General features: G+C 72.0%; 23 protein-coding genes. 7 read left to right on the forward strand and 16 right to left on the reverse strand.

Going from position 1 to position 24,525, the window contains the following annotated elements; genetic code table 11:
• Nucleotides 1–11: 11 nt before the first annotated feature.
• The 8 genes from ilvA to PZ894_RS14710 form a co-directional block, all read right to left on the reverse strand.
• Nucleotides 12–1,268, reverse strand: coding sequence for a threonine ammonia-lyase IlvA (gene ilvA, locus PZ894_RS14675; RefSeq protein ID WP_275745889.1), 1,257 nt, complete (start codon nucleotides 1,266–1,268; stop codon nucleotides 12–14).
• A 133-nt stretch (nucleotides 1,269–1,401) separates the two neighbouring features.
• Nucleotides 1,402–2,595, reverse strand: coding sequence for an elongation factor Tu (gene tuf, locus PZ894_RS14680; protein WP_275745891.1), 1,194 nt, complete (start codon nucleotides 2,593–2,595; stop codon nucleotides 1,402–1,404).
• A 71-nt stretch (nucleotides 2,596–2,666) separates the two neighbouring features.
• Complete coding sequence (fusA, locus tag PZ894_RS14685) at nucleotides 2,667–4,778, reverse strand: elongation factor G (protein WP_275745893.1); 2,112 nt, start codon at nucleotides 4,776–4,778, stop codon at nucleotides 2,667–2,669.
• Between the two features lie 86 nt (nucleotides 4,779–4,864).
• Nucleotides 4,865–5,335, reverse strand: a complete 471-nt coding sequence (gene rpsG / locus PZ894_RS14690) for a 30S ribosomal protein S7 (protein ID WP_183591896.1) — start codon at nucleotides 5,333–5,335, stop codon at nucleotides 4,865–4,867.
• Between the two features lies 1 nt (nucleotide 5,336).
• Nucleotides 5,337–5,711 (reverse strand): 30S ribosomal protein S12, encoded by a 375-nt coding sequence (rpsL, locus tag PZ894_RS14695; RefSeq protein ID WP_011757353.1) that lies wholly within the window; start codon nucleotides 5,709–5,711, stop codon nucleotides 5,337–5,339.
• Between the two features lie 133 nt (nucleotides 5,712–5,844).
• Nucleotides 5,845–7,254 carry an MFS transporter gene (locus tag PZ894_RS14700; RefSeq protein WP_275745896.1) on the reverse strand — a complete coding sequence of 470 codons (1,410 nt, stop codon included), beginning with the start codon at nucleotides 7,252–7,254 and terminating at the stop codon, nucleotides 5,845–5,847.
• Nucleotides 7,255–7,264: 10 nt separating this feature from the next.
• Entirely contained in the window at nucleotides 7,265–7,714 is a 450-nt protein-coding gene (locus tag PZ894_RS14705) for a MarR family transcriptional regulator (protein WP_275745898.1), read from the reverse strand.
• Between the two features lie 70 nt (nucleotides 7,715–7,784).
• Complete coding sequence (locus PZ894_RS14710; protein WP_275745900.1) at nucleotides 7,785–9,221, reverse strand: NCS2 family permease; 1,437 nt, start codon at nucleotides 9,219–9,221, stop codon at nucleotides 7,785–7,787.
• Nucleotides 9,222–9,268: 47 nt separating this feature from the next.
• Here PZ894_RS14710 and PZ894_RS14715 point away from each other — a divergent pair, with 47 nt between their 5' ends.
• A complete protein-coding gene (locus PZ894_RS14715; protein ID WP_275745902.1) occupies nucleotides 9,269–9,577 on the forward strand; it encodes a DUF2530 domain-containing protein in 309 nt (102 codons plus the stop codon).
• A 7-nt stretch (nucleotides 9,578–9,584) separates the two neighbouring features.
• On the opposite strand, the gene PZ894_RS14720 is transcribed toward PZ894_RS14715, so the two are convergent.
• A complete protein-coding gene (locus PZ894_RS14720) occupies nucleotides 9,585–10,361 on the reverse strand; it encodes a DUF3027 domain-containing protein (RefSeq protein ID WP_275745904.1) in 777 nt (258 codons plus the stop codon).
• Between the two features lie 71 nt (nucleotides 10,362–10,432).
• On the opposite strand from PZ894_RS14720, the gene PZ894_RS14725 reads away from it, so the two are divergent.
• Together PZ894_RS14725 and PZ894_RS14730 are read left to right on the forward strand one after the other, a co-directional pair.
• Nucleotides 10,433–11,833, forward strand: coding sequence for an MFS transporter (locus PZ894_RS14725; RefSeq protein ID WP_275745906.1), 1,401 nt, complete (start codon nucleotides 10,433–10,435; stop codon nucleotides 11,831–11,833).
• A gap of 38 nt (nucleotides 11,834–11,871) precedes the next feature.
• On the forward strand, nucleotides 11,872–12,630 hold the full coding sequence (locus PZ894_RS14730) for a hypothetical protein (protein ID WP_275745908.1): 759 nt from the start codon (nucleotides 11,872–11,874) through the stop codon (nucleotides 12,628–12,630).
• Here the strand turns inward: PZ894_RS14730 and PZ894_RS14735 are convergent, their stop codons facing one another.
• From PZ894_RS14735 to PZ894_RS14760, 6 genes are all read right to left on the reverse strand, one after another.
• Nucleotides 12,631–13,026 carry a cold-shock protein gene (locus tag PZ894_RS14735; RefSeq protein ID WP_275745910.1) on the reverse strand — a complete coding sequence of 132 codons (396 nt, stop codon included), beginning with the start codon at nucleotides 13,024–13,026 and terminating at the stop codon, nucleotides 12,631–12,633.
• 57 nt (nucleotides 13,027–13,083) lie between these two features.
• The gene (gene larE / locus PZ894_RS14740; protein WP_275745911.1) at nucleotides 13,084–14,502 is read right to left on the reverse strand and encodes an ATP-dependent sacrificial sulfur transferase LarE; all 1,419 of its coding nucleotides are present in this window, start codon (nucleotides 14,500–14,502) and stop codon (nucleotides 13,084–13,086) included.
• A 66-nt stretch (nucleotides 14,503–14,568) separates the two neighbouring features.
• Nucleotides 14,569–16,185, reverse strand: a complete 1,617-nt coding sequence (locus PZ894_RS14745; protein ID WP_275745912.1) for an AMP-binding protein — start codon at nucleotides 16,183–16,185, stop codon at nucleotides 14,569–14,571.
• A 53-nt stretch (nucleotides 16,186–16,238) separates the two neighbouring features.
• Nucleotides 16,239–16,649, reverse strand: a complete 411-nt coding sequence (locus PZ894_RS14750; protein ID WP_275745914.1) for an SRPBCC family protein — start codon at nucleotides 16,647–16,649, stop codon at nucleotides 16,239–16,241.
• A 54-nt stretch (nucleotides 16,650–16,703) separates the two neighbouring features.
• Nucleotides 16,704–17,804, reverse strand: a complete 1,101-nt coding sequence (locus PZ894_RS14755) for an RDD family protein (RefSeq protein WP_275745915.1) — start codon at nucleotides 17,802–17,804, stop codon at nucleotides 16,704–16,706.
• Nucleotides 17,801–18,745 (reverse strand): FHA domain-containing protein, encoded by a 945-nt coding sequence (locus tag PZ894_RS14760; RefSeq protein ID WP_275745916.1) that lies wholly within the window; start codon nucleotides 18,743–18,745, stop codon nucleotides 17,801–17,803. Before PZ894_RS14760 ends, PZ894_RS14755 begins: the two co-directional genes overlap by 4 nt.
• A 39-nt stretch (nucleotides 18,746–18,784) precedes the next feature.
• On the opposite strand from PZ894_RS14760, the gene PZ894_RS14765 reads away from it, so the two are divergent.
• The 4 genes from PZ894_RS14765 to PZ894_RS14780 all read left to right on the forward strand — a co-directional run bounded on the left by PZ894_RS14765 (nucleotide 18,785) and on the right by PZ894_RS14780 (nucleotide 23,778).
• Complete coding sequence (locus PZ894_RS14765) at nucleotides 18,785–21,052, forward strand: helicase C-terminal domain-containing protein (RefSeq protein ID WP_275745917.1); 2,268 nt, start codon at nucleotides 18,785–18,787, stop codon at nucleotides 21,050–21,052.
• Nucleotides 21,053–21,061: 9 nt separating this feature from the next.
• The gene (locus PZ894_RS14770; RefSeq protein ID WP_275745919.1) at nucleotides 21,062–21,589 is read left to right on the forward strand and encodes a CGNR zinc finger domain-containing protein; all 528 of its coding nucleotides are present in this window, start codon (nucleotides 21,062–21,064) and stop codon (nucleotides 21,587–21,589) included.
• Nucleotides 21,590–21,691: 102 nt separating this feature from the next.
• Entirely contained in the window at nucleotides 21,692–22,096 is a 405-nt protein-coding gene (locus PZ894_RS14775) for a VOC family protein (RefSeq protein WP_275745921.1), read from the forward strand.
• A gap of 29 nt (nucleotides 22,097–22,125) precedes the next feature.
• Nucleotides 22,126–23,778 (forward strand): DNA repair helicase XPB, encoded by a 1,653-nt coding sequence (locus tag PZ894_RS14780; protein ID WP_275745923.1) that lies wholly within the window; start codon nucleotides 22,126–22,128, stop codon nucleotides 23,776–23,778.
• Here the strand turns inward: PZ894_RS14780 and PZ894_RS14785 are convergent.
• Nucleotides 23,775–24,470: a hypothetical protein gene (locus PZ894_RS14785; RefSeq protein ID WP_275745925.1), complete on the reverse strand. Its 696-nt coding sequence runs from the start codon at nucleotides 24,468–24,470 to the stop codon at nucleotides 23,775–23,777. The two genes, PZ894_RS14780 and PZ894_RS14785, sit on opposite strands and share 4 nt — an antisense overlap.
• Between the last annotated feature and the right edge of the window lie 55 nt (nucleotides 24,471–24,525).

Raw genomic sequence — 24,525 nt, forward strand, 5'->3', positions numbered from 1 at the left:
GCTCGCTGACCTCACATGAGGAACGTGAAGAGCGGCGAGCCCGGGGGCACCCTCTCGATGGTCAGCGGGCTGGCCTCCATCCGGTCGAGGAGGCCGGCCAGGGTCGCCGCGCTGTCGAGCTCGATGCCGACGAGCGCCGGCCCGGTCTCGCGGTTGTTCTTCTTGACGTACTCGAAGACCACGATGTCCTCGCCCGCGCCGAGCACCTCGTCGAGGAAGTGCCGCAGGGCGCCGGGCTCCTGGGGGAACGACACCAGGAAGTAGTGCCGCAGGCCCTCGTGGACCAGTGAGCGCTCGAGGATCTCGCCGTACCTGCTGACGTCGTTGTTGCCGCCGGAGACGAGGCACGCGACCGTGGCGCCGGCCGGGAAGGTCCCCGCGAGCCGGCGTGCCCCCGTGCTCGCCAGCGCGCCGGCGGGCTCGGCGATGATGCCCTCGACCTGGTAGAGGTCCAGCATCTCGGTGCACACCGCTCCCTCGTCGACCGTCAGCACCTCGTCGACGAGGTCACGCACCAGCGGGAACGTCACGTCGCCGACCCTACCCACGGCCGCGCCGTCGACGAACGTGTCGACCTCCGGGAGGGCCACCGGTCCGCCGGCGGCGAGCGCGGCGGTCATGCTGGCCGCGCCGCGCGGCTCGACGCCGACGATGCGGACGCCGGGGTGCCGCTCGCGCAGCCAGACCGCGAGACCCGCGACCAGTCCGCCGCCGCCGACCGGCACCAGCACGGTGTGCAGCGGGCCGGGCGCCTGCTCGACCAGCTCGGGCGCGATCGTGCCCTGCCCGGCGATCGTGCGCGGGTCGTCGAACGGCGGGACGTAGACCGCGCCGGTGCGCTCGGAGTCGGCGCGCGCGGCCGCGCCGGCCGCGTCGTACGTGCTGCCCTCGACGATGAGCTCGACCAGTCCCTGGCCCAGCGCGAGGATGCGCTGGCGCTTCTGCCGAGGGGTGTTCCCCGGCACGTAGACGCGGCCGCGGACGCCGAGCCGGGCGCAGCTCCAGGCCAGTCCCTGCCCGTGGTTGCCGGCGCTCGCGCAGACGACACCGCGGGCGCGCTCGGCGTCGGTCAGGCCGCCGATCAGGTGGAAGGCCCCGCGCACCTTGTAGGACCGGGTGATCTGCCGGTTCTCGCGCTTGAGCAGCACGCTCGCGCCGACGATCCCGCTGAGCCGCTCACTGTGCTCGAGCTCGGTGCGGCGTACCACCGGCCGCAGTACCTCGGCCGCGGCCTCCACTGCTGCTGCGTCGAGCGTTGCGTCGTCCACGGTGCCCGACCCTACGGGGCCCGGCGCTCCGGTCAGCGTGCGGTTCGCGGTGGGATCGCCGAATCGGGTGCTGACAAAGCAGCAGGGCCCCGACAGCCTTGCGGCTGCCGGGGCCCTGCGTGCCGTGGTCAGATCACTTGGTGATCTTGGTGACCCGGCCGGCGCCGACGGTGCGGCCACCCTCGCGGATCGCGAAGCGCAGACCCTCGTCCATCGCGATGGGCTGGATGAGCTCGACCGACATCTCGGTGTTGTCACCCGGCATGACCATCTCGGTGCCCTCGGGCAGGGTCACGACACCGGTCACGTCCGTGGTCCGGAAGTAGAACTGCGGACGGTAGTTGTTGAAGAACGGCGTGTGACGGCCGCCCTCCTCCTTCGAGAGGATGTAGACCGAGGCCTCGAAGTTGGTGTGCGGCGTGGTGGTGCCCGGCTTGATCACGACCATGCCGCGCTCGACGTCCTCGCGCTTGGTGCCGCGGAGCAGCAGACCGACGTTCTCACCGGCCTGGCCCTCGTCGAGCAGCTTGCGGAACATCTCGACACCGGTGACGGTGGTCTTCTGCGACTCGTTGCGGATGCCGACGATCTCGACCTCCTCGCCGACCTTCACGATGCCGCGCTCGATGCGGCCGGTGATGACCGTGCCGCGACCGGTGATCGTGAAGACGTCCTCGACCGGCATCAGGAACGGCTTGTCGGTGTCGCGCTCCGGGGTCGGGATGTACTCGTCGACCGCGTTCATGAGCTCGAGGACCGACTGGCCCCACTTCTCGTCGCCGTTGAGGGCCGGGAAGGCCGCCACGCGCACGACCGGGATGTCGTCGCCCGGGAACTCGTACTCGGAGAGGAGCTCGCGCACCTCCATCTCGACGAGCTCGATGAGCTCCTCGTCGTCGACCATGTCGCACTTGTTCAGCGCGACGACCAGGGCGGGCACGCCGACCTGGCGGGCGAGCAGGACGTGCTCACGGGTCTGCGGCATCGGGCCGTCGGTGGCGGCGACCACGAGGATCGCGCCGTCCATCTGCGCCGCACCGGTGATCATGTTCTTGATGTAGTCGGCGTGACCCGGGCAGTCGACGTGCGCGTAGTGGCGCGACTCGGTCTGGTACTCGACGTGCGCGATGGAGATGGTGATGCCGCGCTGCCGCTCCTCGGGCGCCTTGTCGATCTCGTCGAACGGCGTGAACGGGTTCAGGTCCGGGTAAGCGTCGTGCAGGACCTTGGTGATCGCGGCAGTCAGGGTGGTCTTGCCGTGGTCGATGTGACCGATCGTGCCGATGTTGACGTGCGGCTTGGTCCGCTCGAACTTCGCCTTAGCCACTGTGGGCTCCTCCTGGTTGGTGTGTTACTTGACTCGTACTTGCTGGGGTGGTGCCGAGGGTCCGACGGGGATTACTCGCCGCGAACCTTCTTGATGATCTCGTCGGCGATGTTCGTGGGAACCTCGGCGTACGAGTCGAACTCCATCGAGTACGACGCCTGACCCGAGGTCTTGGACCTCAGGTCGCCAACGTACCCGAACATCTCGGACAGCGGCACGAGGGCGTTGATGACCATGTCACCGTGACGCTCCTCCTGTGCCTGGATCTGGCCGCGGCGGCTGTTGATGTCACCGATGACGGTGCCGAGGAAGCCCTCCGGCGTCGTCACCTCCACGGCGAACATCGGCTCCAGCAGCACCGGCTTGGCCATGCGGGCGGCCTCCTTGAAGGCCTGGTTGCCGGCGATCTTGAAGGCGAGCTCGGAGGAGTCGACGTCGTGGTAGGCGCCGTCCTCGAGCGCGACCTTCACGTCCACCATCGGGAAGCCGGCGAGGATGCCGAACTCCATGGCGTCCTGAGCACCCTGGTCGACCGAGGGGATGTACTCGCGCGGGACGCGACCGCCCGTCACGTTGTTCGCGAACTCATAGCCCGCACCGGTGCCGGTCTCGGGGTCGATGTTCGGGCCGACCGAGATGACGACCTTCGCGAACTGACCCGAACCACCGGTCTGCTTCTTGTGGGTGTAGCTGTGGTTCGCGACCTCCTTGCGGAGGGTCTCGCGGTAGGCGACCTGCGGCTTGCCGACGGTGGCCTCGACGCGGAACTCGCGCTTCATCCGGTCGACGAGGATCTCCAGGTGGAGCTCGCCCATGCCGGCGATGATCGTCTGGCCGGTCTCCTCGTCGGTCTTGACGGTGAATGTCGGGTCCTCGTCGGAGAGGCGCTGGATCGCCAGGCCCAGCTTCTCCTGGTCGCTCTTGGTCTTGGGCTCGATCGCGACCTCGATCACCGGGGCCGGGAACGTCATCGACTCGAGCACGACCGCGTTCTGCGGGTCGGAGAGCGTGTGGCCGGTCTTGGTGTCCTTCAGGCCCATCACCGCCACGATCTGGCCGGCGCCGACCGACGCGATCTCCTCACGCTTGTTGGCGTGCATCTGGTAGACCTTGCCGATCCGCTCCTTCTTGCCGTTGACCGAGTTGAGCACGGTTGAGCCGGCCTCGAGCTTGCCCGAGTAGACGCGGACGTAGATCAGCTTGCCCAGGTGCGGGTCGGAGGCGATCTTGTAGGCCAGGCCGGAGAAGGGCTCGTCGTCGGCCGGCTTGCGGGAGATCTCGGTCTCCTCGTCGTTCGGCTTGTGGCCGATGATCGCGTCGATGTCGAGCGGCGACGGCAGGTACTTCACGACCGCGTCGAGCAGGGGCTGGACGCCCTTGTTCTTGAACGCCGTGCCGCAGAGCACCGGGTTGAGCTTGTCGGCCAGGGTCGCACGACGGATCGCGTCCTCGAGCTCCTCGACGGTGAGGTCCTCGCCCTCGAGGTACTTCTCCATGATGTCGTCGTCGGCCTCGGAGAGCGTCTCGAGCAGCCTCTCGCGGTACTCCGCGGCCTGCTCGGCCATCTCCGCGGGGATCTCCTCGACGGCGTAGTCCTCACCCATCGTGGTCTCGCCGCGCCACGTGAGCGCGCGCATGCCGACCAGGTCGACGACGCCGAGGAAGTCGGACTCGGCACCGATCGGGAGCTGGAGGACCAGCGGGGTGGAGTTGAGGCGCTCGACCATCATGTCGACGCAGCGGAAGAAGTCCGCGCCGGTGCGGTCGAGCTTGTTGACGAAGCACATGCGCGGCACGGCGTACTTGTTCGCCTGGCGCCACACCGTCATCGTCTGCGGCTCGACGCCGGCCACGCCGTCGAAGACGGCGACGGCACCGTCGAGGACGCGCAGCGAGCGCTCGACCTCGGCTGTGAAGTCCACGTGGCCGGGGGTGTCGATGATGTTGATCTGGTGGTTCTTCCACCAGCAGGTCGTCGCCGCGGACGTGATGGTGATGCCGCGCTCCTGCTCCTGCTCCATCCAGTCCATCGTGGCCGCGCCCTCGTGGACCTCACCGATCTTGTAGGTGATGCCGGTGTAGAAGAGGATGCGCTCGGTGGTGGTGGTCTTGCCGGCGTCGATGTGCGCCATGATGCCGATGTTGCGGACCTTGTTGAGGTCCGTGGTGATGTCGACAGCCACTGTTGTCAGCGTTCCTTAGAAAGTTCGGATTTCCGGGGTGGAGCGCGGGCGGCCCGCTCTTCAGCGGAGCGCGCCCGCGCCCGTGGTCACCAGCGGTAGTGCGCGAAGGCCTTGTTGGACTCGGCCATCTTGTGCGTGTCCTCGCGCTTCTTCACCGCGGCACCGAGGCCGTTGGAGGCGTCGAGGATCTCGTTCATCAGGCGCTCGTGCATGGTCTTCTCGCGACGGTCGGCGGCGTAGCCGACCAGCCAGCGCAGCGCGAGCGTGGTGCCGCGCGTGCCCTTGACCTCGATCGGGACCTGGTAGGTCGCGCCACCGACGCGGCGGGACTTGACCTCGATCGTCGGCTTCACGTTGTCGAGCGCGCGCTTGAGCGTGACGACCGGGTCGGTGCCGGTCTTCTCGCGGCAGCCCTCGAGCGCGGTGTAGACGATGCGCTGCGCGACCTGCTTCTTGCCGTCCTGCAGCACCTTGGACACGAGCTGGGTGACCAGCTGCGACCCGTAGACCGGGTCGACGTCGATCGGCCGCTTGGGAGCGGGACCCTTGCGCGGCATGTCAGCTCTTCTCCTTCTTGGCGCCGTAGCGGCTGCGGGCCTGCTTGCGGTTCTTCACGCCCTGGGTGTCGAGCGTGCCGCGGATGATCTTGTAGCGGACACCGGGGAGGTCCTTCACCCGGCCGCCGCGGACGAGCACGATCGAGTGCTCCTGGAGGTTGTGGCCCACGCCCGGGATGTACGCCGTGACCTCGACGCCGCTCGACAGGCGCACACGCGCGACCTTGCGGAGGGCGGAGTTCGGCTTCTTCGGGGTGGTGGTGTAGACGCGGGTGCAGACGCCACGGCGCTGCGGAGACCCCTTCAGGGCAGGCGTCTTGTTCTTCGACACCTTGTCCTGGCGGCCCTTGCGGACCAGCTGCTGAATGGTGGGCACCGGGTGGTTCCCCTTCTTGTTCACTCCCACGCGCGGACGCCCTGCCCGCGCGGATGGTTCTCGTGGCCGGGTGGTGCAAGCTCAACCCGCCGCGCTCACCCCCGAGGTCGGGCGTGTCGCCCGCCCCCGCTCCTCAGCGAGAGCTTCCGGAGAGGGTCTCGTCGAGAGGGGCTTCCGCGCCTGGGTCGGGAGCCTGTCCTTCCGACTTATTCCGGGCACGCGCAACGGCCTGGTTGTCCCAGACACGAGGAACAAGGCTACCCGCGCCCCTGACACCGGTCAAAACCCGGCGCGGGGCCGCCCAGCGCGGGACGGCGCCGGCCGGCTCGAAGCCCTGCAGGCGGGCGTAGACCGCGACCGCCAGCGCGACGCCCACGAGCGTGAGCACGCCGCCGAGGATGAAGGTCCAGCGGGCACCGAGGTGCTGGCCGATCCAGCCGATGATCGGTGCCCCGATCGGCGTGCCGCCCATGACGATCGTGAAGTAGAAGGCCATCACGCGGCCACGGATCTCCGGCGGCGACTCCAGCTGCATCGTCGCGTTGGCGGAGTTGAGCATGGTCAGGGTGAAGAAGCCGATCAGCGGGCAGAACAGGGCGAACGTGAGGTACGAGGGCAGCAGCCCGGCCACGATCTCGGCGACGCCGAAGGCCACTGCGGCCCCGACCAGCAGCCGCAGCGGGATCCGCACCCGCCGCGCGGCCATCAGCGCGCCCGTCAGCGAGCCGATCGCGAGGGCCGAGCCGAGGATGCCGTACTCCCCCGCGCCCTTGCCGAACACGTCGGTCGCCATCAGGGCGGAGGTGATCTGGAAGTTCATGCCGAAGGTGCCGGCGAAGAACACGATGATCAGGATCATCACCAGCTTCGGCTGGCTGCGGACGTAGCGGACGCCCTCGACCAGCATGCCCGGGGTCCGGCCGCGCGGCTCGGGCGAGGTCAGCAGCGCGGTGTTCATCCGCTCGAGCTGGCCGATCACCGCCAGGTAGGAGACGGCGTTGACCAGGATGACCCAGCCGGTCGCCTCCGCCCCGCCGCCGAGGACGCCGATCATCAGGCCCGCCAGCGCCGGCCCGAGCACCCGCGCGGCGTTGAAGGCCGCCGAGTTCAGGCCGACGGCGTTGGTGAGGTCGTCGGGTCCGACCATCTCGGAGACGAACGACTGACGGGCGGGGGCGTCGAAGGCGGCGCCGATGCCGAAGACGAAGGCGATGGCGTAGACCATCCAGGTCTCGGCCACGCCCAGGACCGCGACCAGGCCGAGGACGAGCGAGGCGAGGGCCATGGTCGCCTGGGTCGCCTGGAGCAGCCGCCGCTTCGGGAAGCGGTCGGCCACGACCCCGGCGTACGGGCTCAGCAGCAGCACGGGCAGGAACTGCAGCCCGGTGGTGATGCCGAGCTCGGTGCCGCTGTTGCCGGGCAGGTGGAGCACGAGCCAGTCCTGGGCGACGCGCTGCATCCAGGTACCGACGTTCGACACCACACTTCCGGCGAAGTACATCCGGTAGTTGGCGCTGCGGAGCGCGCGGAACGTCGGGCTCATGTAGTGGTGATCAGTCCTTCTGGGCGAGGTTGTCGAGGATCGGGGCGGCGCGGCGGAGGATCGCCCGCTCGGCGGGGGTGAGCTCGAGGAGGCAGCGGGCGAGCCAGGCGTCGCGGCGGTCGCGGTCGGCGGCGACGCGGCCGCGGCCCTGCTCGGAGATCTCGACGACGATCTGGCGACGGTCGGTCTCGTGAGGACGCTTGACGACGTCGCCGCTCTCCTCGAGGCAGTTGACCGTGCGGGTCATGGAGGGTGGCTGCACCCTCTCGGCCGTCGCGAGCTCGCCGACCGACATCGCGCCCCGGCGGGCCAGGACGCCGAGCACGCTCATCTGGTTGATGCTCAGCTCGTTGTCGGGGTGCCGCTCGACGGCGAGCCGGCGGCGCAGCCGCATCACTGACAGCCGAAGCTCGCTGGCGAGCCCGGCGTCGCTGCGGACGACCTTCTCCACGGTAGGCATATCGTTAGCGTAACTCATTACCCGTGCTAACTATTCCTGGTGGTGGGGCTCCGCCAATGCCGAGTCGGCGTCAGGTGAGCAGGTCGGTGATCGGATCGATGAAGAAGTAGACGATGAAGAGGGCCGCGACCACCCACATCAGCGGGTGGATGGCGGCGACCTTGCCGCGGACCAGCTTGAGGAAGACGTAGGCGATGAAGCCGGCGCCGATGCCCACGGTGATCGAGTACGTGAACGGCATCAGCACGATCGTGAGGAAGGCCGGGATGGCGATCTCCAGGTCGTCCCAGTCGATCGCGCGCACCTGCTGCATCATCAGGAAGCCGACGAGGACGAGGGCCGGGACCGCCGCCTCGGACGGGATGATCGCGACCAGGGGTGCCACGAAGATCGCCAGCAGGAAGAGCACGCCGGTGACGATCGACGCGAGCCCGGTGCGCGCACCTTCGCCGACGCCCGACGCGGACTCGATGTACGAAGTGTTCGACGACACGCCCGCGGCGCCTCCGGCGGCGGCGGCGAGCGAGTCGACGACCAGGATCCGCTGGGTGTTCGGCGGCGTGCCGTCCTCCTGGAGCAGGCCACCCTCCGCGCCGATCGCGGTCATCGTGCCCATGGTGTCGAAGAAGTCCGCGAGCATCAGCGTGAAGACCAGCAGGATCGCGGTGACCACGCCGGCGTTCTCGAACGAGCCGAGCAGGCTGAACTCGCCCACGGTGCCGAAGTCCGGCGAGTCGAAGACCTTGTCGGGCCACGCCGGCACGGTGAGGCTCCACGCCTTGGGGCTGCCGATCGCCTCGACGACGATCGCGAGGATGGTGGTCGCGACGATCGAGATCAGGATCGCGCCGCGCACCTTGAGCACCCACAGCGCGATGACGAGCAGCAGGCCGATCGCGAAGACCAGCACCGGCCAGCCGGACAGCTGCCCGGTCGCGCCGAGCTGCACGGGCACCGTGGTGTTGGCGGCGTCGGGGATGCGGTGCACGAACCCCGCGTCGACGAAGCCGATCAGCGCGATGAAGAGGCCGATGCCGACCGAGATCGCCACCTTGAGCTGCGCGGGCACTGCGTGGAAGACCGCCTGACGGAATCCGGTGAGCACCAGCACGAGGATCAGCAGGCCCTCGATGACGACCAGGCCCATGGCGTCGGCCCAGGTCATCTGGCTGGCGATCGAGAAGGCGACGAACGCGTTGAGGCCCAGGCCGGTGGCCAGCGCGAGCGGATAGTTGGCCACCACGCCCATGAGGATCGTCATCACGCCCGCGACCAGCGCCGTGCCGGCGGCGATCATCGCGAGGTTGGGCTCGGTGCCCCCGCCGAGCACCTGGCCGTCCTCGTCGGTCGCGAAGCCGAGGATCAGCGGGTTGAGCACGATGATGTAGGCCATCGTGAAGAAGGTGACGATGCCGCCGCGCACCTCGCGGCCGACGGTCGAGCCGCGCTCGCTGATCTTGAAGAAGCGGTCGATGCCACCGGGGGCGGCCGTGGTCTGGGAGGTCACGGCGGCAGCATCGCAGAAGATTCAGCGGGTCGACTACCGTGTCCGTCGTGGAACCGCTCGACGACCGGCCGATGCAGCACGAGATCGGCAACCGCACCTACTTCGTGGCGAACGTCGAGCCGATGGACGTCGACGGCGTGCGGACGGTCGAGGTCGGCTCGGCGCTGTGGCTGATCGCCTTCGTGGCGCTGCTGCCGTTCTACGGCCGTCTCGAGGAGTCCGGCCGGGTGTGGTGGCTGTGGACCTGCATGGCCGGCCTCGGCCTGGGCCTGATCGGGCTGGAGTTCTGCCGGCGCCGGCGCAAGTCGCGCGACGAGCGGGACGCGGCGATCGCCGAGGTCGAGGGCGACGCGTAGGACTGGCTCAGAAGGACTCGATCTCGTCGGGGGTCATCGTGTCGACCACCGGCTCCGGGAGCGGCCTCGGCTCGTGCTTCTTGGCGAGCCGCACCTCGGAGTGCGCACCGCAGCCGTGGTCGAAGGAGACGATCCGGCCGTCGTCGTTGGCGTCGCCGTTGGCGCACACGCCGAACTGCTCCGCCAGCGGCCCGGCGACGCGCACCAGGAAGCCGCAGGTCGTGCAGCTGTCGGGTGCCGAGCGCGCCAGCGGGGACTCGGGGCCGCCGTCGCCGTCGTACCAGCGCTGAGCGGCGAGCTCACGACCCTCCGGCGACAGCGTGCGGACGCGACCGAGGCCGAGGTCCTGCGCCACCCGGCGGACCTGCGCCCGGTCGTCCGCATCGAGCGGGTCGTCGCCGTAGGAGTACGTCGGCACCAGCCGCGGGTCGTCGTCCGCGACGGGCAGCAGGTCGCCCGGCGAGAGGTCGCCGGGCTTGATGCGCTCGCGGTAGGGCACCCACGACGGCGCGACGATCGCGGCGTCGCCGGGCACCAGCACGATCTCGTCGACCGTGACGGACTTCTGCCGGCTGGCGCGTGCGACCGTGACCGACCACTGCCAGCCGACGTACCCCGACCGCTCGCAGGCGAACAGGTGGGTGGCCACCCGCTCCCCCTCGACGAGCTGTCCGAGGTGCTCGCCGACGTCGGCGGCGCCGACCTCCTCCAGGAGGGCGGCCCGGGCCACGTCGACGGCCGCCACGGTGGCGGCGTCGGGCTTGGGGCGAGCGATCGCGATCACGAGACGAAATCATGGCCCATGAGCGATGTCGCTGTCAGGTCGGGGCTGGCCGGACCGGGCAGGATGGGGGCATGACCCCCCAGCAACCCGACTCGTCGACCGACGAGCAACGCTGGCGGGACCCGCACCCGGAGCAGGCCGCCGACGGGCCCGCGTCCCGGGTCGCACGCGGCCTCGGGGCGACCGCACGGGGCGCCGGCCGGGCCGGACGCGCCACCATGCGGACCGCGAAGCGGGCGGCCGACGCGCAGGGCGCGGGCGAGTCCGGGCTGTCCCGGCTCATCCAGATGCACTTCTTCAACACCGCCGGAGACGCGGCGGTCGCGATCTCCCTCGCGGGCACGCTCTTCTTCACGGTGCCCTCCGGAGAGGCGCGCGGCCAGGTGGCGCTCTTCCTCGGGCTCACGATGCTGCCGTTCGCCGTCGTGGCGCCCCTGATCGGCCCGTTCCTCGACCGGTTCGCCCACGGCCGGCGCTGGGCGATCGGCGCGACCATGGCGATCCGGGCGTTCCTGTGCTGGGTGCTCGCCGGCGCCGTCGTGACCGAGTCGGCCTGGCTGTTCCCGGCCGCCCTCGGCGTGCTGGTCGCGTCCAAGGCGTACGGCGTGACGCGCGCCGCCGCCGTACCGCGCCTGCTCCCCCACGAGTTCACCCTCGTCAAGGCCAACGGGCGGGTGTCGATGTCCGGGATCGTCGGCGTGGCCGTCTCGGCGCCGATCGCGGGACTCGCCTCGCTCGCCGGACCGGAGTGGGTGCTGCGCTACGCGTTCCTGCTCTTCGTGGCCGCGACGATCGGCGCGATCCGGCTCCCCAAGCGGGTCGACTCCAGCGAGGGCGAGGGCGACCTGCTGCTGCGCGGCGACGAGGGCAAGGCCCGCACCGGAAGCGTGCGCATCCCCCCGGCGGTGGCCTACGCGCTGCGCGCCAACTGCGGGCCGCGATGGATGTCGGGCTTCCTCATCATGTTCATGGCCTTCCAGCTGCGCCAGAACCCGATCGACGGCTGGAGCGTCGAGCTCCTCACCGCCCTGGTGGTCGGCGGCGCCGGCGCCGGCAACTTCCTCGGCGTGGTGGCCGCGTCGATGCTGAAGCGGATCAACCCGGCGGTCACGGTCTCGGCCGTGCTGGTCGTCGACATCGCCGTGGTGGTCTTCGGCTTCCTCTTCTACGGCGTGCTCGCGCTCGCGCTGCTCGGCCTGGTGGCCGGGCTCGGCCAGGCGCTGGCGAAGTTCTCCCTCGACGCGACGATCCAGCGCGACGTACCGCACCGGGTGCAGGCGAGTGCGTTCGCGCGCAGCGACACCACCCTCCAGCTCGCCTGGGTGATCGGCGGCTTCGTCGGCATCGCGATGCCGATCGACCCGGCGCGACTCGGTCTCGGCGTGGCGATCGCCGTGCTCGCTGCGTGGAGCGTATTCGTCTTCGCCCGCCACCCGAGACGGATGGCGCGAGGGGTCCGCACCGGCAACTGACCGGGAACCGCCCGAGCCGGCTGCCCGTCCACCCAGGCATGACGACCGCACGTGCCCTCGCCACCGTCGCCCTGGGGCTCGTGCTCACCGGATGTGGCCAGGGCGACGGCCCGGCGAGCGACGCTCCCGAGGGCACCCGCTGGGTCGGGTCCGGGCGCGTCGTCGTGGCCGTCCCGGACTGGTGGACGACCGGCGAGACCCAGTGCCTCGAGCCGGTGGAGGACACCGTCTACTTCGACTCGGGCGCCCTCACCGACTGCGCGGACGAGCCGGCGCCGTCGGAGGTGCGGGCGGCGTCGACGCTGGCGGTCCTCGAGTCGGGGCACGGGTACGGCGAGCACCTCCTCACCAGGATGGAGCCCGCCGGCGAGGTCGACGGGCGCGAGGTGCTCGAGCTCGACGGCTGCGACGGCTGGTTCCCGGGCGTGTGCCGCCGGGTGCTCGCCGTACCGTCCGAGGGCGTCGTCCTCGCGATCACCGTCGCCGACGCGGCCGACGGCGACTACGACGAGATCCGCGACTCGTTGCGGGTGCTGCCCGAGGGACAGACCACCGTCCCGCTCGACGTCGACGGATGGACGCCCACCTGGGGCGCGGAGCCGCGCGCGGCCCACGCGCTCGTGCGCACCCTGGAGCGGGCCGGCCTGCGGGTCGAGGTGGTCGAGGTCGAGCCGTCCGCCCGGGACGACGCCGGGTCCGGCACCACCCTGCCGAGCGGCAGCCTGCTCGACGTCGAGCCCGCCCTCGGCAGCGTGATCGACGAGGGCGGCACCGTGACGGTCAGCGTGCTGGCCTGATCAGGCTTCCAGCTCGTCGGCCAGGCCCCGCAGGAGCTTCGCGACCGGCTTGGCCGTGCGCGCGTCGGGGTGCCGCCCGTGGCGGTAGGCCTCGCCGACGCCGTCGAGGAGCCGGATCAGGTCCTCGACGATCGGCGCCATCTCCTCGGGCTTGCGGCGCTTCGCCTCGCGCTGGCCGCGCGCGACCGACGGCTGCCGGTCGAGGACCCGGACCTGCAGCGCCTGGTCGCCGCGGCGCCCCTGCGCGATGCCGAACTCGACGCGCGTGCCCGCCTTGAGCGACGTCGTCCCCTCCGGCAGCGCCTCGGCGCGCACGTAGACGTCGGGTCCGTCCTCCTGCGACAGGAAGCCGAAGCCCTTCTCGGCGTCGAACCACTTCACCTTGCCAGTGGGCACGGGTCTGACCTCTTCTTGCTTGCGGTTGCTCTGCTCCGGCGAGCCGGACGGCACAGCCTATAGCGCCTCGTTCATGGAGCCCGAACGGAATCCGCGGGGGTCGACGGTCGCCTCCGCGAACCCGGACCCGCGTACGGCGTCGAGGAGCCCGGCCTCGGTCTCGGGGTCGAGCGGGAGCAGCGCCGCGTCGACCTCGACGGACGCGCGGTCGTCGAGGTCGCGGACCCGCAGGTCGACCAGGCCGGCACCCGCCAGGACGGTGCGGGCAGCGACCTCGGCGCGCTCGACCCGGCCGAGCCGCCCGGGCGTGACCTCCACGCCGTACGCGATCCGGGAGGAGAGGCACGCGGCCGCGGGCTTGTCCCAGGTCGGCAGCCCCCAGCGGCGGGACGCCGCGCGCACCTGCTGCTTGGTCAGCCCGGCGTCGCGCAACGGCGCGACGGCGCCGCGCTCGTCGGCCGCGCGGATGCCGGGGCGGAAGCCGGCGACGGCATCGTCGGCGTTCGTGCCGGTGGCGACGTGGGCGAGTCCTCGCTCGGCGGCGAGCGGGGTGAGGACGTCGAGCAGCTCGGCCTTGCAGAAGTAGCAGCGGTCGGCGCCGTTGGCGCGGTAGCCCTCGCGCTCGATCTCGTGGGTCTCCGGGGTCAGCACCGCGACGCCGAGCGACTCGGCGAAGCTGCGGGCCGGGTCGCGCTCGGCCATCGGCAGCGAGTGGGAGTAACCGGTCGCGGCCGCGACCCGTTCGGACCCGAGCGCCCGGACGGCCGCGGCGAGCAGGAACGCGCTGTCCGCTCCGCCGCTGTAGGCGACCAGCACCGAGCCGCGCTCGCGCAGGTCGGCGTCGAGGGCGGCGAGGCGGAGGTCGAGCAGGTGCTCGTCGAGCCAGGCCGGGAAGTCGGTGAGGCTGTCGAGCACCACGTGGGTGCCGACCTCGAGCAGCTCCTCACGGGTGCAGCCGCCGGTGAGCACGGAGACGCTGGTCGCCCCTGCGGCCAGGGCTCCCTCGACGTCGTGGACGTGGTCGCCGACGTAGATCGTCGCGCCCTCGCGGCGCAGCACGTCGGCCTTGCCGACGCCCCACACCCACCCCTCGAGGTGGTCTACGTCGAAGGCGAGGTGGTCGAGGTGGAGCTGCGCGTTGGCGGGGTACTTGCCGGTGACCACCACGTTGCGGCCGCCGTGCCGTCGTACGGCGGCCAGCGCCTCGTGGGCCCCGCCGAGCGCCGGCGTGCGGGCGATGGCGTGGACGGCGTACAACTCGCGGAACCGATCGCTCGCGGCCGGGATCGCCTCGGCGTCGAGATGCGGCGCCAACAGGATCTCGAGCGGCGGGCCGAGCCTCGCCGACATCGCCTCCACCGGGAAGTCGACGCCGAGCTCGGTGCCGAGTGCCGTCAGCACGTCCCGGAACCCGGGTGCGGTGTCGATCAGCGTCAGGTCGAGGTCGAACCCCACGACGAGCTGCTGTGCGGACATGCGCCCAGCCTAGGACGTCGACCCGCCCGAAACTTTCGGGCGGGTCGGCGCGAAGTTTCGGGCGGGTCAGCGCAGGCCGAGCTGACGCGCCGACTCCTCGCGCATCTGGACCTTGCGGATCTTGCCGGTGACGGTCATGGGGAACTCCTCGACGAGGAGCACGTAGCGCGGGATCTTGTAGTGGGCGAGCTTGCCGGTAGCGAAGGCGCGGACCGCGTCGGCGTCCAGCGGCGCCGCACCGTCCCTCATCTTGATCCAGGCGCAGAGCTCCTCGCCGTACCTCTCGTCGGGCACGCCGATCACCTGCACGTCCTCGATGTCCGGGTGGGAGTACAGGAACTCCTCGATCTCGCGCGGGTAGACGTTCTCACCGCCCCGGATGACCATGTCCTTGATGCGGCCGACGATGTTGCAGTAGCCGTCGTCGCGCATCACGGCGAGGTCGCCGGTGTGCATCCAGCCGTCCGCGTCGATGGCCTCACCGGTCTTCGCCGGGTCGTCCCAGTAGCCGAGCATCACCGAGTAGCCACGGGTGCAGAGCTCGCCGGGCTCACCGCGCTCGAGCGTCTCGCCGCTGACGGGGTCGACGACCTTGACCTCCACGTGCGGGTGGACGCGGCCGATCGTCGCGGTACGCCGCTCGAGGTCGTCCTCGACGCGGGTCTGGCACGACACCGGGCTGGTCTCGGTCATGCCGTAGGCGATCGCCACCTCGGCCATGTGCATGTCGTCGACGCACCGCTTCATCACCTCGACCGGGCAGATCGAGCCGGCCATGATGCCCGTGCGCAGCGACGAGAGGTCGTGGTCGGCGAACGTGGGGTGGTGCTGCATCGCGATGAACATCGTCGGTACGCCGTACACGCCCGTGCAGCGCTCGGCCGCGATGGTGCGCAGCGTGATCTCGGGGTCGAACCCGGGCGCGGGGATCACCATCGTCGCGCCGTGGGTGGTGCAGCCGAGGTTGCCCATCACCATGCCGAAGCAGTGGTAGAAGGGCACCGGGATGCAGAGCCGGTCCTCGTGGGTGAAGCTGATCAGCTCGGTCGTGAAGTAGCCGTTGTTGAGGATGTTGCGGTGACTGAGCGTCGCGCCCTTGGGGTAACCGGTGGTGCCCGAGGTGTACTGGATGTTGACGGGGTCGTCGGGCGCCGTGGCGGCCAGTCGCTCGGCCACCACTCCCTCGGGCAGCACGCGGCCCGACTCGACCAGCTGGGTCCAGTCGTCGGTGTCGAGGTAGACGACCCGCTGCAGGGTCGGTGTCTGGTCGGCCGTCTGCTCGACCATCGCTCGGTAGTCGCTGGTCTTGAAGCTCGAGGCGGCCACCAGCATCCGCAGGCCGGACTGGTTCACGGCGTAGGCGAACTCGTGGGTGCGGTAGGCCGGGTTGACGTTGACCAGGATGACGCCGAGCTTGGCGGTGGCGTACTGGGTGATGGTCCACTCGGCGCAGTTGGGCGCCCAGACGCCGAGGCGGTCCCCCTTCTCGAGGCCGGCGGCCACCAGCCCGCGGGCGAGGTCGTCGACGTCGCGGTCGAGCTCGGCCCAGGTCCAGCGTCGCCCGCTCGCGACCTCGACCAGCGCCTCGCGGTCGGGGTGGGCCGCGACGGTGCGATCGAAGTTGGCGCCGATCGCCTCCTCGAGGAGCGGCGGCTGGTGATCTCCGGCGGCGTAGGCGTCCATGGCGGGAACCTACGCCGCCGAGGTTGGTCCGTCGTTGCGCGAGCCCGCGCCCCTCAGCCCTTCTTCTCGGCCAGGCCGACCAGCGCCTCGAGGGCCTTCGGCGTGTCACCGGTGACCACCGACCCGATGTCGTGGGCGCCGTCGCCCTCGATGGTGGTGCGGACGAGCACCTGGGTCGTGCCGTTGACCGCGCTGAGCTGGTGGTCGACGCGGATGGTCAGGTCACCGATCGTGAGGCGGTCGAGGTAGCGCGCGTGCGGCTCGACGATCTCGAGCATGAACGGCGCCTCGACCCCGCCGGCCAGGCACATCGTGCCGGCCGCGCCCTCGGCGAAGTGGCCCTCGAGCGCCACGCGCTCGACGGCGGGATCCCAACAGTGCCAGCTGCCCACGTCGCTCCACAGAGCCCAGACCTCGGCCGGGCTCGCAGTCGTCGTGACGGAGTGCTCGTACTCGAAGGTCATGACAAGCCAATGTAGAGCGTTTCCGCGCTCGCCGGGAGGGGCCGGCGGGCGGTGTCAGGCCTCGCGGACGACGCTCAGCTCGCGATCCCCGAACCGGACCCGGTCTCCGTCGACGAGCGTCGCGGCCTTGCCGGACGGGAGCCCGCGGGGCACGCCCTGACGGATCAGGATCGAGCCGTTGGTCGACCCCCGGTCCATGACGACGAGGGCGCCGTCGGCCGCGACCTGGAGCTGGGCGTGGGTCTTGGAGAGCGACATGTCCGTCGACGGCAGCGGCACCAGGTGGCGCACCTCCTCGCCGTCGCGCGGCTCGGGGCGGCGGCCCACCAGCACCAGCCCCTCGACGACGAACGACTCGCCCGAGTCGAAGCCGATCCGCCAGCGCGGCGGAGCCGGCGGCTCGGCCGTCGCGGGCGACGCGTGCGCGCCGCCGGCGGCTGGGGCCGGCTCGGGGCGCGGCTCGGGGACGAGCGGGTAGCCCAGCTGCTGGCGCGCGGGCGCAGGCGTCGGCGCGTCGTCCGCCGCATGCCGCGGTGCGGGTGAGTCGGCGGGCGGGTCGGCGGGCGGGTCGATGGGCGGCGGGCCGGCCGGCGGAGGGCTCGCCGGGCGGTGCACCGGGGCTGGCGCGGTGACCGGCGCCTGCGCGGGAACGGGGACCAGGCGCAGCGCGGTGAGGTTGACGACGTGCCGCGGTCCGGTGTCCGGCTCGGGCTGCGCCTCCGGGACGGGACGTACGTCGACGACGACCGAGCCGACCAGGTGGTCGTGCCAGCCACGGCGGCGGCCGGTGGAGTCCATCGCGGCGGTCCAGGCGAGCGTGGCGACGCCGAGCCCGAGGGTGGGCAGCGTCGCGAGGCCCAGCACGAGCTGGCGCAGGAGTGCGGCGGGTACGCCGACCGGCGCGCCGCTCCCCTCACGGACGACGCGGATCGCGGCGATCGCGTTGCCCGGCGTGGCGCCGGTGCGGCCGAGGACGACGGCGAAGGCACCGCCGACGAGCAGCACCACGCCCACGACGGCGGCCACCGCGATCCACACGCGGTCGGGCCCGAGGAGCTGCACGAGGACGACGGCCGCGGCGGCGTCGATGCTCCAGGCGAGGGCACGGTCGATCGCGAAGGCGTAGAACCGGCGGTCGAGGTCGGCCGCGCTCACGGGTCTCGGACCTCGATGGTGACCCCGTCCCCGAGGTCGACCAGGGCGCCCGGGACGAGCTGGACGGTGACGCCAGGACGCAGGTCCTCCGGCGGGAGGCCCGGCTGGACGACGACGGTGCCGTTGGTCGAGCCGAGGTCGGTGACCACGGCCGCGCCGTGGTCGGCCCCGGCGCCGGGCTTGATCTCGAGGTGGGTGGAGGAGACCTCGTGGTGCGGGCTGGTGACCGAGACCAGGCGCGGCGCGTCGTCGGTCGTCGACCGGGCGGGCTCGGGCGCCCGGCCGACCAGCACCGTCCGGTCGACCGGGACCGTCTCGCCGTCGGAGAACACGAGGCGCGCCACCGGGCGCGCGGTCACGGGCGGGGCGGGAGGCTGGCCGGGGATGCCGGGGGCGGGTGGCCCGAGCAGCTCCACCGGCTCGGTGGCGGGGTAGCGGGTGAGCCCGTCGTGGTCGATCTCCGCCTCGACCGACCGCGGCTCTTCGGCGGTCGGCGCGACCTCGGCGGGTGGGTGCTCGGCGCAGGCGAGGCGCACCAGGCCGGTGTCCACCAGTCCGTCGAGGGCGTCGGCCTCGCCGTCGACCTCGATGCGGATCCGGGTCATCCCGGGGACGCTCCGCTCGACCCACGTCGTCGCGGCATCGCCCTCCACGTGGAGGACCTCGTCACCGACCGCGAGGTGGGCGCGCGCGGCGCCGCGGATGACGACCCGCGTGACGTCGCCCTCGGTGCTGACCAGCACGAACCCGGTGAGCGCGCGCAGGCCCGAGGAGATGAGCGCGTCGAGGGTCTCGTCGAAGCCGCCGCCGTCGTCGACCAGCTCCCACAGCGCGGCCACCCGGCTCCGCTCGGACGGCGGCAGCACGACCGCAGCGCGCGGGCCGAAGACCCCGAACCAGTCTCCGCGGCGGAAGGACCAGGCCATCGAGCTGGTGCTCACGGCCCGACCCTCCGCGGTCGGCCCGGTAGCGTGGGAGGGATGTCCACGACGGCGTACCGCACCCTCGCCGACCAGCTCCGAGGCTGGCCGGACGAGCGGCTCTCCCGCCTGCTCCACGAACGCCCCGATCTCGCCACTCCCGCCCCTCACGACTCCGGCCAGCTCGCGTCGCGTGCCGCCACCCGGTCCTCCGTCCTGCGCGCGCTCGACCAGCTGAACCGGCTCGAGCTCTGTGTCCTTGATGCCCTCGTCGTCGTGGGCCAAACCAGCGCCGACGGGCCTGTGGACGTGCTGGCAGCGCCGGCCGCGGACGTGCGCGCCGCGACCGCCCGGCTGGTCGACCTCGCGCTCGCCTGGCAGAGCCAGCAGGGCCTCCGCGCGCTGACGACCGTGGCGGAGGCGATGGCGGCCGGCTCACCCGGCGTGAGCGGACTCCGTCCGGTCTCCGCCGAGCCGCTGGCTGCCGACGAGATCGGGCGTCGTCTCGACGCACTGTCCCCGCCGGCGCGCGGCCTGCTCGACCACGTCCTCGACGCCGGCGGCACCGCCACCACCGGCACGGCACGGCACACCGTGCTGCCCGGCGAGGCCGCGAGCCCCGCCGAGGAGCTGCTCGCCCACCGGCTGCTCGTGCCCCGCGGCGGTGGCTCCGTCGTGCTGCCCGGCGAGGTCGGGCTGGCCCTGCGCGGTGGACGCACCACGACGTACGACGTCGGTGCGCCGCCCGGGCTCGCGACCTCCGAGCGGAAGCAGTCGATGGTGGACCGGGCGGCCGCGGGTGCGGCCTTCGACGCGGTCCGGCGCGTGGAGCTGCTGCTCGACCAGTGGGGCGCGAGCCCACCGGCCGCGCTGCGCAGCGGCGGGCTCGGCGTCCGGGACCTGCGGACGCTGGCGAACGACCTGCATCTCGCGGAGCCGGTCGCCGCACTGCTCGTCGAGGTGGCGCAGGCCGCCGGGCTCCTCGCGACGGCGGCCGGCCCGGACGGGGATCCGCGCTGGATCCCGACCGACGCCTTCGACGGCTGGACGGCGCGGCCGACGGCCGAGCGCTGGCTCGCCCTGGTCGTCGCGTGGCTGGCGAGCCCGCGGCTGCCGGGTCTCGTCGGCTCTCGCGACCCCGCCGGCAAGGTCTGGAACGCGCTGGCGCCGGAGCTCGCCGGCGTCCATCAGGTCGAGACCCGCCAGCTGACCCTGGGGGTGCTGGCCGGCCTTGCGCCCGGCACCGTGCTCGCGTCCGGGACCGGCGTGCCGTCGCTCGTGCAGCACGTGGAGTGGCTGCGCCCCCGGCGCCCGCGCACCCGCGCGGACCAGGTGGTGTGGGCGGTCGACGAGGCGACGGCGCTCGGGCTCGCGGCGCTGGGCGGGCTCTCGTCGTACGCCCGCCCGCTGCTGGCCGGCGACCGCTCGGCAGCCGCAGCCGCCCTGGCCGGCCTGCTCCCCGATCCGGTCGACCACGTGCTGCTGCAGGCCGACCTGACCGCGGTCGCGCCCGGTCCGCTGGAGTCGCAGCTGGCCCGCACCCTGCAGCTGGTCGCCGACGTGGAGTCCCGCGGCGGCGCCACCGTCTACCGGTTCACCCCCGGATCGGTGCGGCGCGCGCTCGACACGGGCTGGACGGCCGTGGAGGTGCACGACTTCGTCGCCTCCGTGTCGCGGACGCCGGTCCCCCAGCCACTGACCTACCTCGTCGACGACGTCGCCCGCACCTTCGGGACGGTGCGGGTCGGGCACGCGGAGGCGTTCCTGCGCGCGGACGACGAGGCGGCGCTCACCGAGCTGCTCCACCACCCGAAGGCCGACACGCTGGGGCTGCGCCGCCTCGCGCCGACCGTGTTGGTGAGCAGCACGCCGATCGACGTGCTGCTGCCGCGGCTGCGCGACCTCGGCGTCGCGCCCGTCGTCGAGTCGCCCGACGGCAGCGTGCATGTCGCGCGGCCCGACGCGCTGCGCGCCCGGACGCCCCGCGAGCACCGCGGCCGGTCACAGCGCGCCGCCCGGGAGACCGCGCACGCCAGCCAGGTCGTGAGCGCGATCCGCGCCGGCGACCGCACCGAGTCGACCCGCCCGGCGGCCCCGGCCGACCGGCTCTCCCCGAGCGGCTCGATGGCGGCGCTGCGCGACGCGATCGAGGCGCGGGCCTCGGTGGTGATCGGCTACGTCGACAACCAGGGCGCGAGCACCGACCGGCTCGTCGACCCGGCGTCGCTCGACGGCGGCACGCTCACGGCGTACGACCACCGCAGCGACGACACGCGCACCTTCGCCGTCCACCGGATCACCACGGTGCGCGCTGTGCCCGCCACGTAAGGTTGAAACGTGGACTTCATCCGGTACGCCGAGGCCGCGGCCTCGCTGCTCAACGCCGACCTCTCCGAGGTCGACGGACTGGTGGCGTACCTGGACGACCGGCCGCGGCTGCAGGAGCGGGCCATCGACCGCGACTGCATGGTGCTCCGCAAGCTGCAGCGCGAGCTCCGGCCGGTCTTCGACGCGGGTGAGGCCGGCGACCTCGGCGGCGTCGTCCGCGGCCTCAACGGGCTGCTGTCGCGGCACCCCATCACCCCGCAGATCTCCGACCACGACGGCCAGCACCTGCACCTCCACGTCGCGGCCGGCTCCGGCAGCGTCGCCGAGCAGGTCGTCGGCGAGTCGCTGCTCGGCCTCGCCACGCTCATCTGCGACCTCGGCGCCGATCGGCTCGGCGTCTGCTCCTCCGCGCCGTGCACAAACGCGTTCGTCGACGCCTCGCCCAACCGGTCGCGGCGCTACTGCTCCGAGCGGTGCTCGTCGCGGGCGAACGTCGCGGCGTACCGGGCCCGGCGCCGGGCGTCGGCCACCGCCTGACCGAGGCCGGTTCGAGTCGCTTCCGCGCGATTGCGGCTCTTCTGCCGCTGCCGGGCCGAGGGTCGCCCGGGGCGGGTCGCGGGCGCGGCGTAGCGTCGTCGCATGCGAGGACGCATCACACAGGACCCCAACCCGGACCGTCAGGCTCGCAAGGACTACTGGGGCGTGGTCCTGGACTCCCCGACGCCCGGGGAGCTCGCCCGGTTCTACGCGGCGCTGCTGGACTGGGAGATCGCCGACGACGCTCCCGACTGGGTGACGCTGCGGGCACCCGACGGCGTGGCCTACCTCGGGTTCCACCTCAACGAGCAGCACGTCCGGCCGGTGTGGCCGTCGACGGCGCAGCAGCCCCAGCAGCAGCTGCACCTCGACTTCGAGGTGCAGGACCTCGCGTCCGCGGTCGAGCACGCGGTCGAGCTCGGGGCGACGCCGGCCGACTTCCAGCCGCAGGACGACGTGCGGGTGATGCTCGACCCGGACGGGCACCCCTTCTGCCTCTACACCTGACCCTTCGGGCGTTCCGTAGGATCTTCTGAGTGCACGACGGCCCCCTGATCGTCCAGTCGGACAAGACCCTGCTCCTCGAGGTCGAGCACGAGCGTGCCGACGACTGCCGCAAGGCGATCGCGCCGTTCGCCGAGCTGGAGCGCTCCCCCGAGCACGTGCACACCTACCGGCTGACGCCTCTGGGCCTCTGGAACGCGCGCGCCGCCGGCCACGACGCCGAGCAGGTCGTCGACACGCTGCTGGAGTACAGCCGGTACGCCGTGCCGCACGCGCTGCTCGTCGACGTCGCCGAGACCATGGCCCGCTACGGGCGGCTGCGGCTCGAGAAGCACCCGATCCACGGGCTGGTGCTGGTCTCCAACGACCGGCCCGTGCTCGAGGAGGTGCTGCGGGCCAAGAAGGTCGCCGGCATGATCGGCGAGCGCATCGACGACGACACCGTCGTCGTGCACGGCTCCGAGCGCGGCAACCTCAAGCAGGCGCTGCTCAAGCTCGGCTGGCCGGCCGAGGACTTCGCGGGCTACGTCGACGGCGAGGCGCACCCGATCTTCCTCGACCCGGCCGACTGGGAGCTGCGCCCCTACCAGCGCGAGGCGACGGACTCCTTCTGGCACGGCGGCTCCGGTGTCGTGGTGCTGCCCTGCGGCGCCGGCAAGACGCTGGTCGGCGCCGCCGCGATGGCCGAGGCGAAGGCGACCACGCTGATCCTGGTCACCAACACCGTCTCCGCGCGGCAGTGGAAGGACGAGCTCGTGCGGCGCACCACCCTCACCGAGGACGAGATCGGCGAGTACTCCGGGGCCGTCAAGGAGATCCGGCCGGTCACGATCGCGACGTACCAGGTGCTCACCACCAAGCGGAAGGGCGTCTACCCGCACCTCGAGCTGCTCGACGCCCGCGACTGGGGCCTCATCGTGTACGACGAGGTGCACCTGCTGCCGGCGCCGATCTTCCGGATGACCGCGAACCTGCAGGCGCGCCGCCGGCTCGGCCTGACCGCGACGCTGGTGCGCGAGGACGGCCGGGAGGGCGACGTGTTCTCGCTGATCGGGCCGAAGCGGTACGACGCGCCGTGGAAGGACATCGAGTCGCAGGGCTGGATCGCGCCGGCCGACTGCGTCGAGGTGCGCGTGACGCTGCCGTCGTCGGAGCGGCTCGTCTACGCGACCGCCGAGCCCGAGGAGCGCTACCGGCTCGCGGCGTGCACGCACCACAAGATCGACGTCGTGCGGTCGCTGGTCGCGGCTCACCCCGGCCAGCCGACGCTGGTGATCGGGCAGTACATCGAGCAGCTCGACGAGCTCGCCGCCGCTCTCGACGCTCCCGGGATCAAGGGCGAGACGACCGTGAAGGAGCGGCAGCGTCTCTTCGCCGCCTTCCGGGCGGGCGAGGTCGGCCTGCTCGTGGTCTCCAAGGTGGCGAACTTCTCCATCGACCTGCCCTCGGCGGAGGTCGCGATCCAGGTGTCCGGGTCGTTCGGCTCGCGCCAGGAGGAGGCCCAGCGCCTCGGCCGGCTGCTGCGCCCGAAGTCGGAGGGCAAGACCGCGCACTTCTACACGATCGTCTCCCGCGACACCGTCGACGCGGAGTTCGCCGCCAATCGGCAGCGGTTCCTCGCCGAGCAGGGGTACGCCTACCGGATCGTGGACGCCGAGGACCTGGGCCGGGACCTGGGGGTCTAGCGGACCTCGAGGATGTCGTTCTCGAACCAGGCCGCGTCCGGGTCTCCGCCGACCGGCAGGCACCGCACCACGACGCCGGTCTCGACGTCGAGCGCGACGTCGTAGTGGTCGGGATACTTCTCCTTCACCGGCGTCCAGCCGGGTCGGTCGCCGTACTCGTAGGTGTCCGCGACCTCGGACCAGATCAGCGCGCAGCAGCTGCATCGCGGGTCGTAGTCCGGCAGTGCGCGTACGTCGGCGCGCCACACCGGCCGGCCGGCGACCACGTCCTCGCGGACGTCGGTGGGGGCGACGCCATCGGCGAGCTCGACCGGGTCGAGCATCGCGACCCAGCTGTAGTTGCCGTACATCGGGTCGTCGTAGTTGACCTCGAAGTGCGCCGCCGGCCGCACCGCGACCAGGCCGTCGTCGCGGTAGGTAGGCGTCGCCTCGTGCGGCAGCACCGGCCGCGGCAGGGGCGGTGGCGTGTAGCCGGGGTCGGAGACGGCGGCGACCCCGAAGCTGCTGGTGTACGGCAGACCCGACGCCCGCTCCGCGCGACCGTCCGGCGTCCGGACCAGCAGCTCGCCCGGCCGGCGCACCCACGCCTCGCAGGGGCCGGGGAACTTCGAGCGGTGCTCGAAGTGAAGCGTCATCCAGCGCCACGGCGAGCTGCGCGCCAGGGCGTGGAAGGTGTCGACGGTCGGGGTCACCGCCGCAGGGTAGGCCCGCCGCCGGCAACGCAGCACCCCGATTTGTCGAGCCGTG

It is taken from the genome of Nocardioides sp. YIM 152315, assembly GCF_029210375.1.
Lineage (GTDB): Bacteria > Actinomycetota > Actinomycetes > Propionibacteriales > Nocardioidaceae > Nocardioides.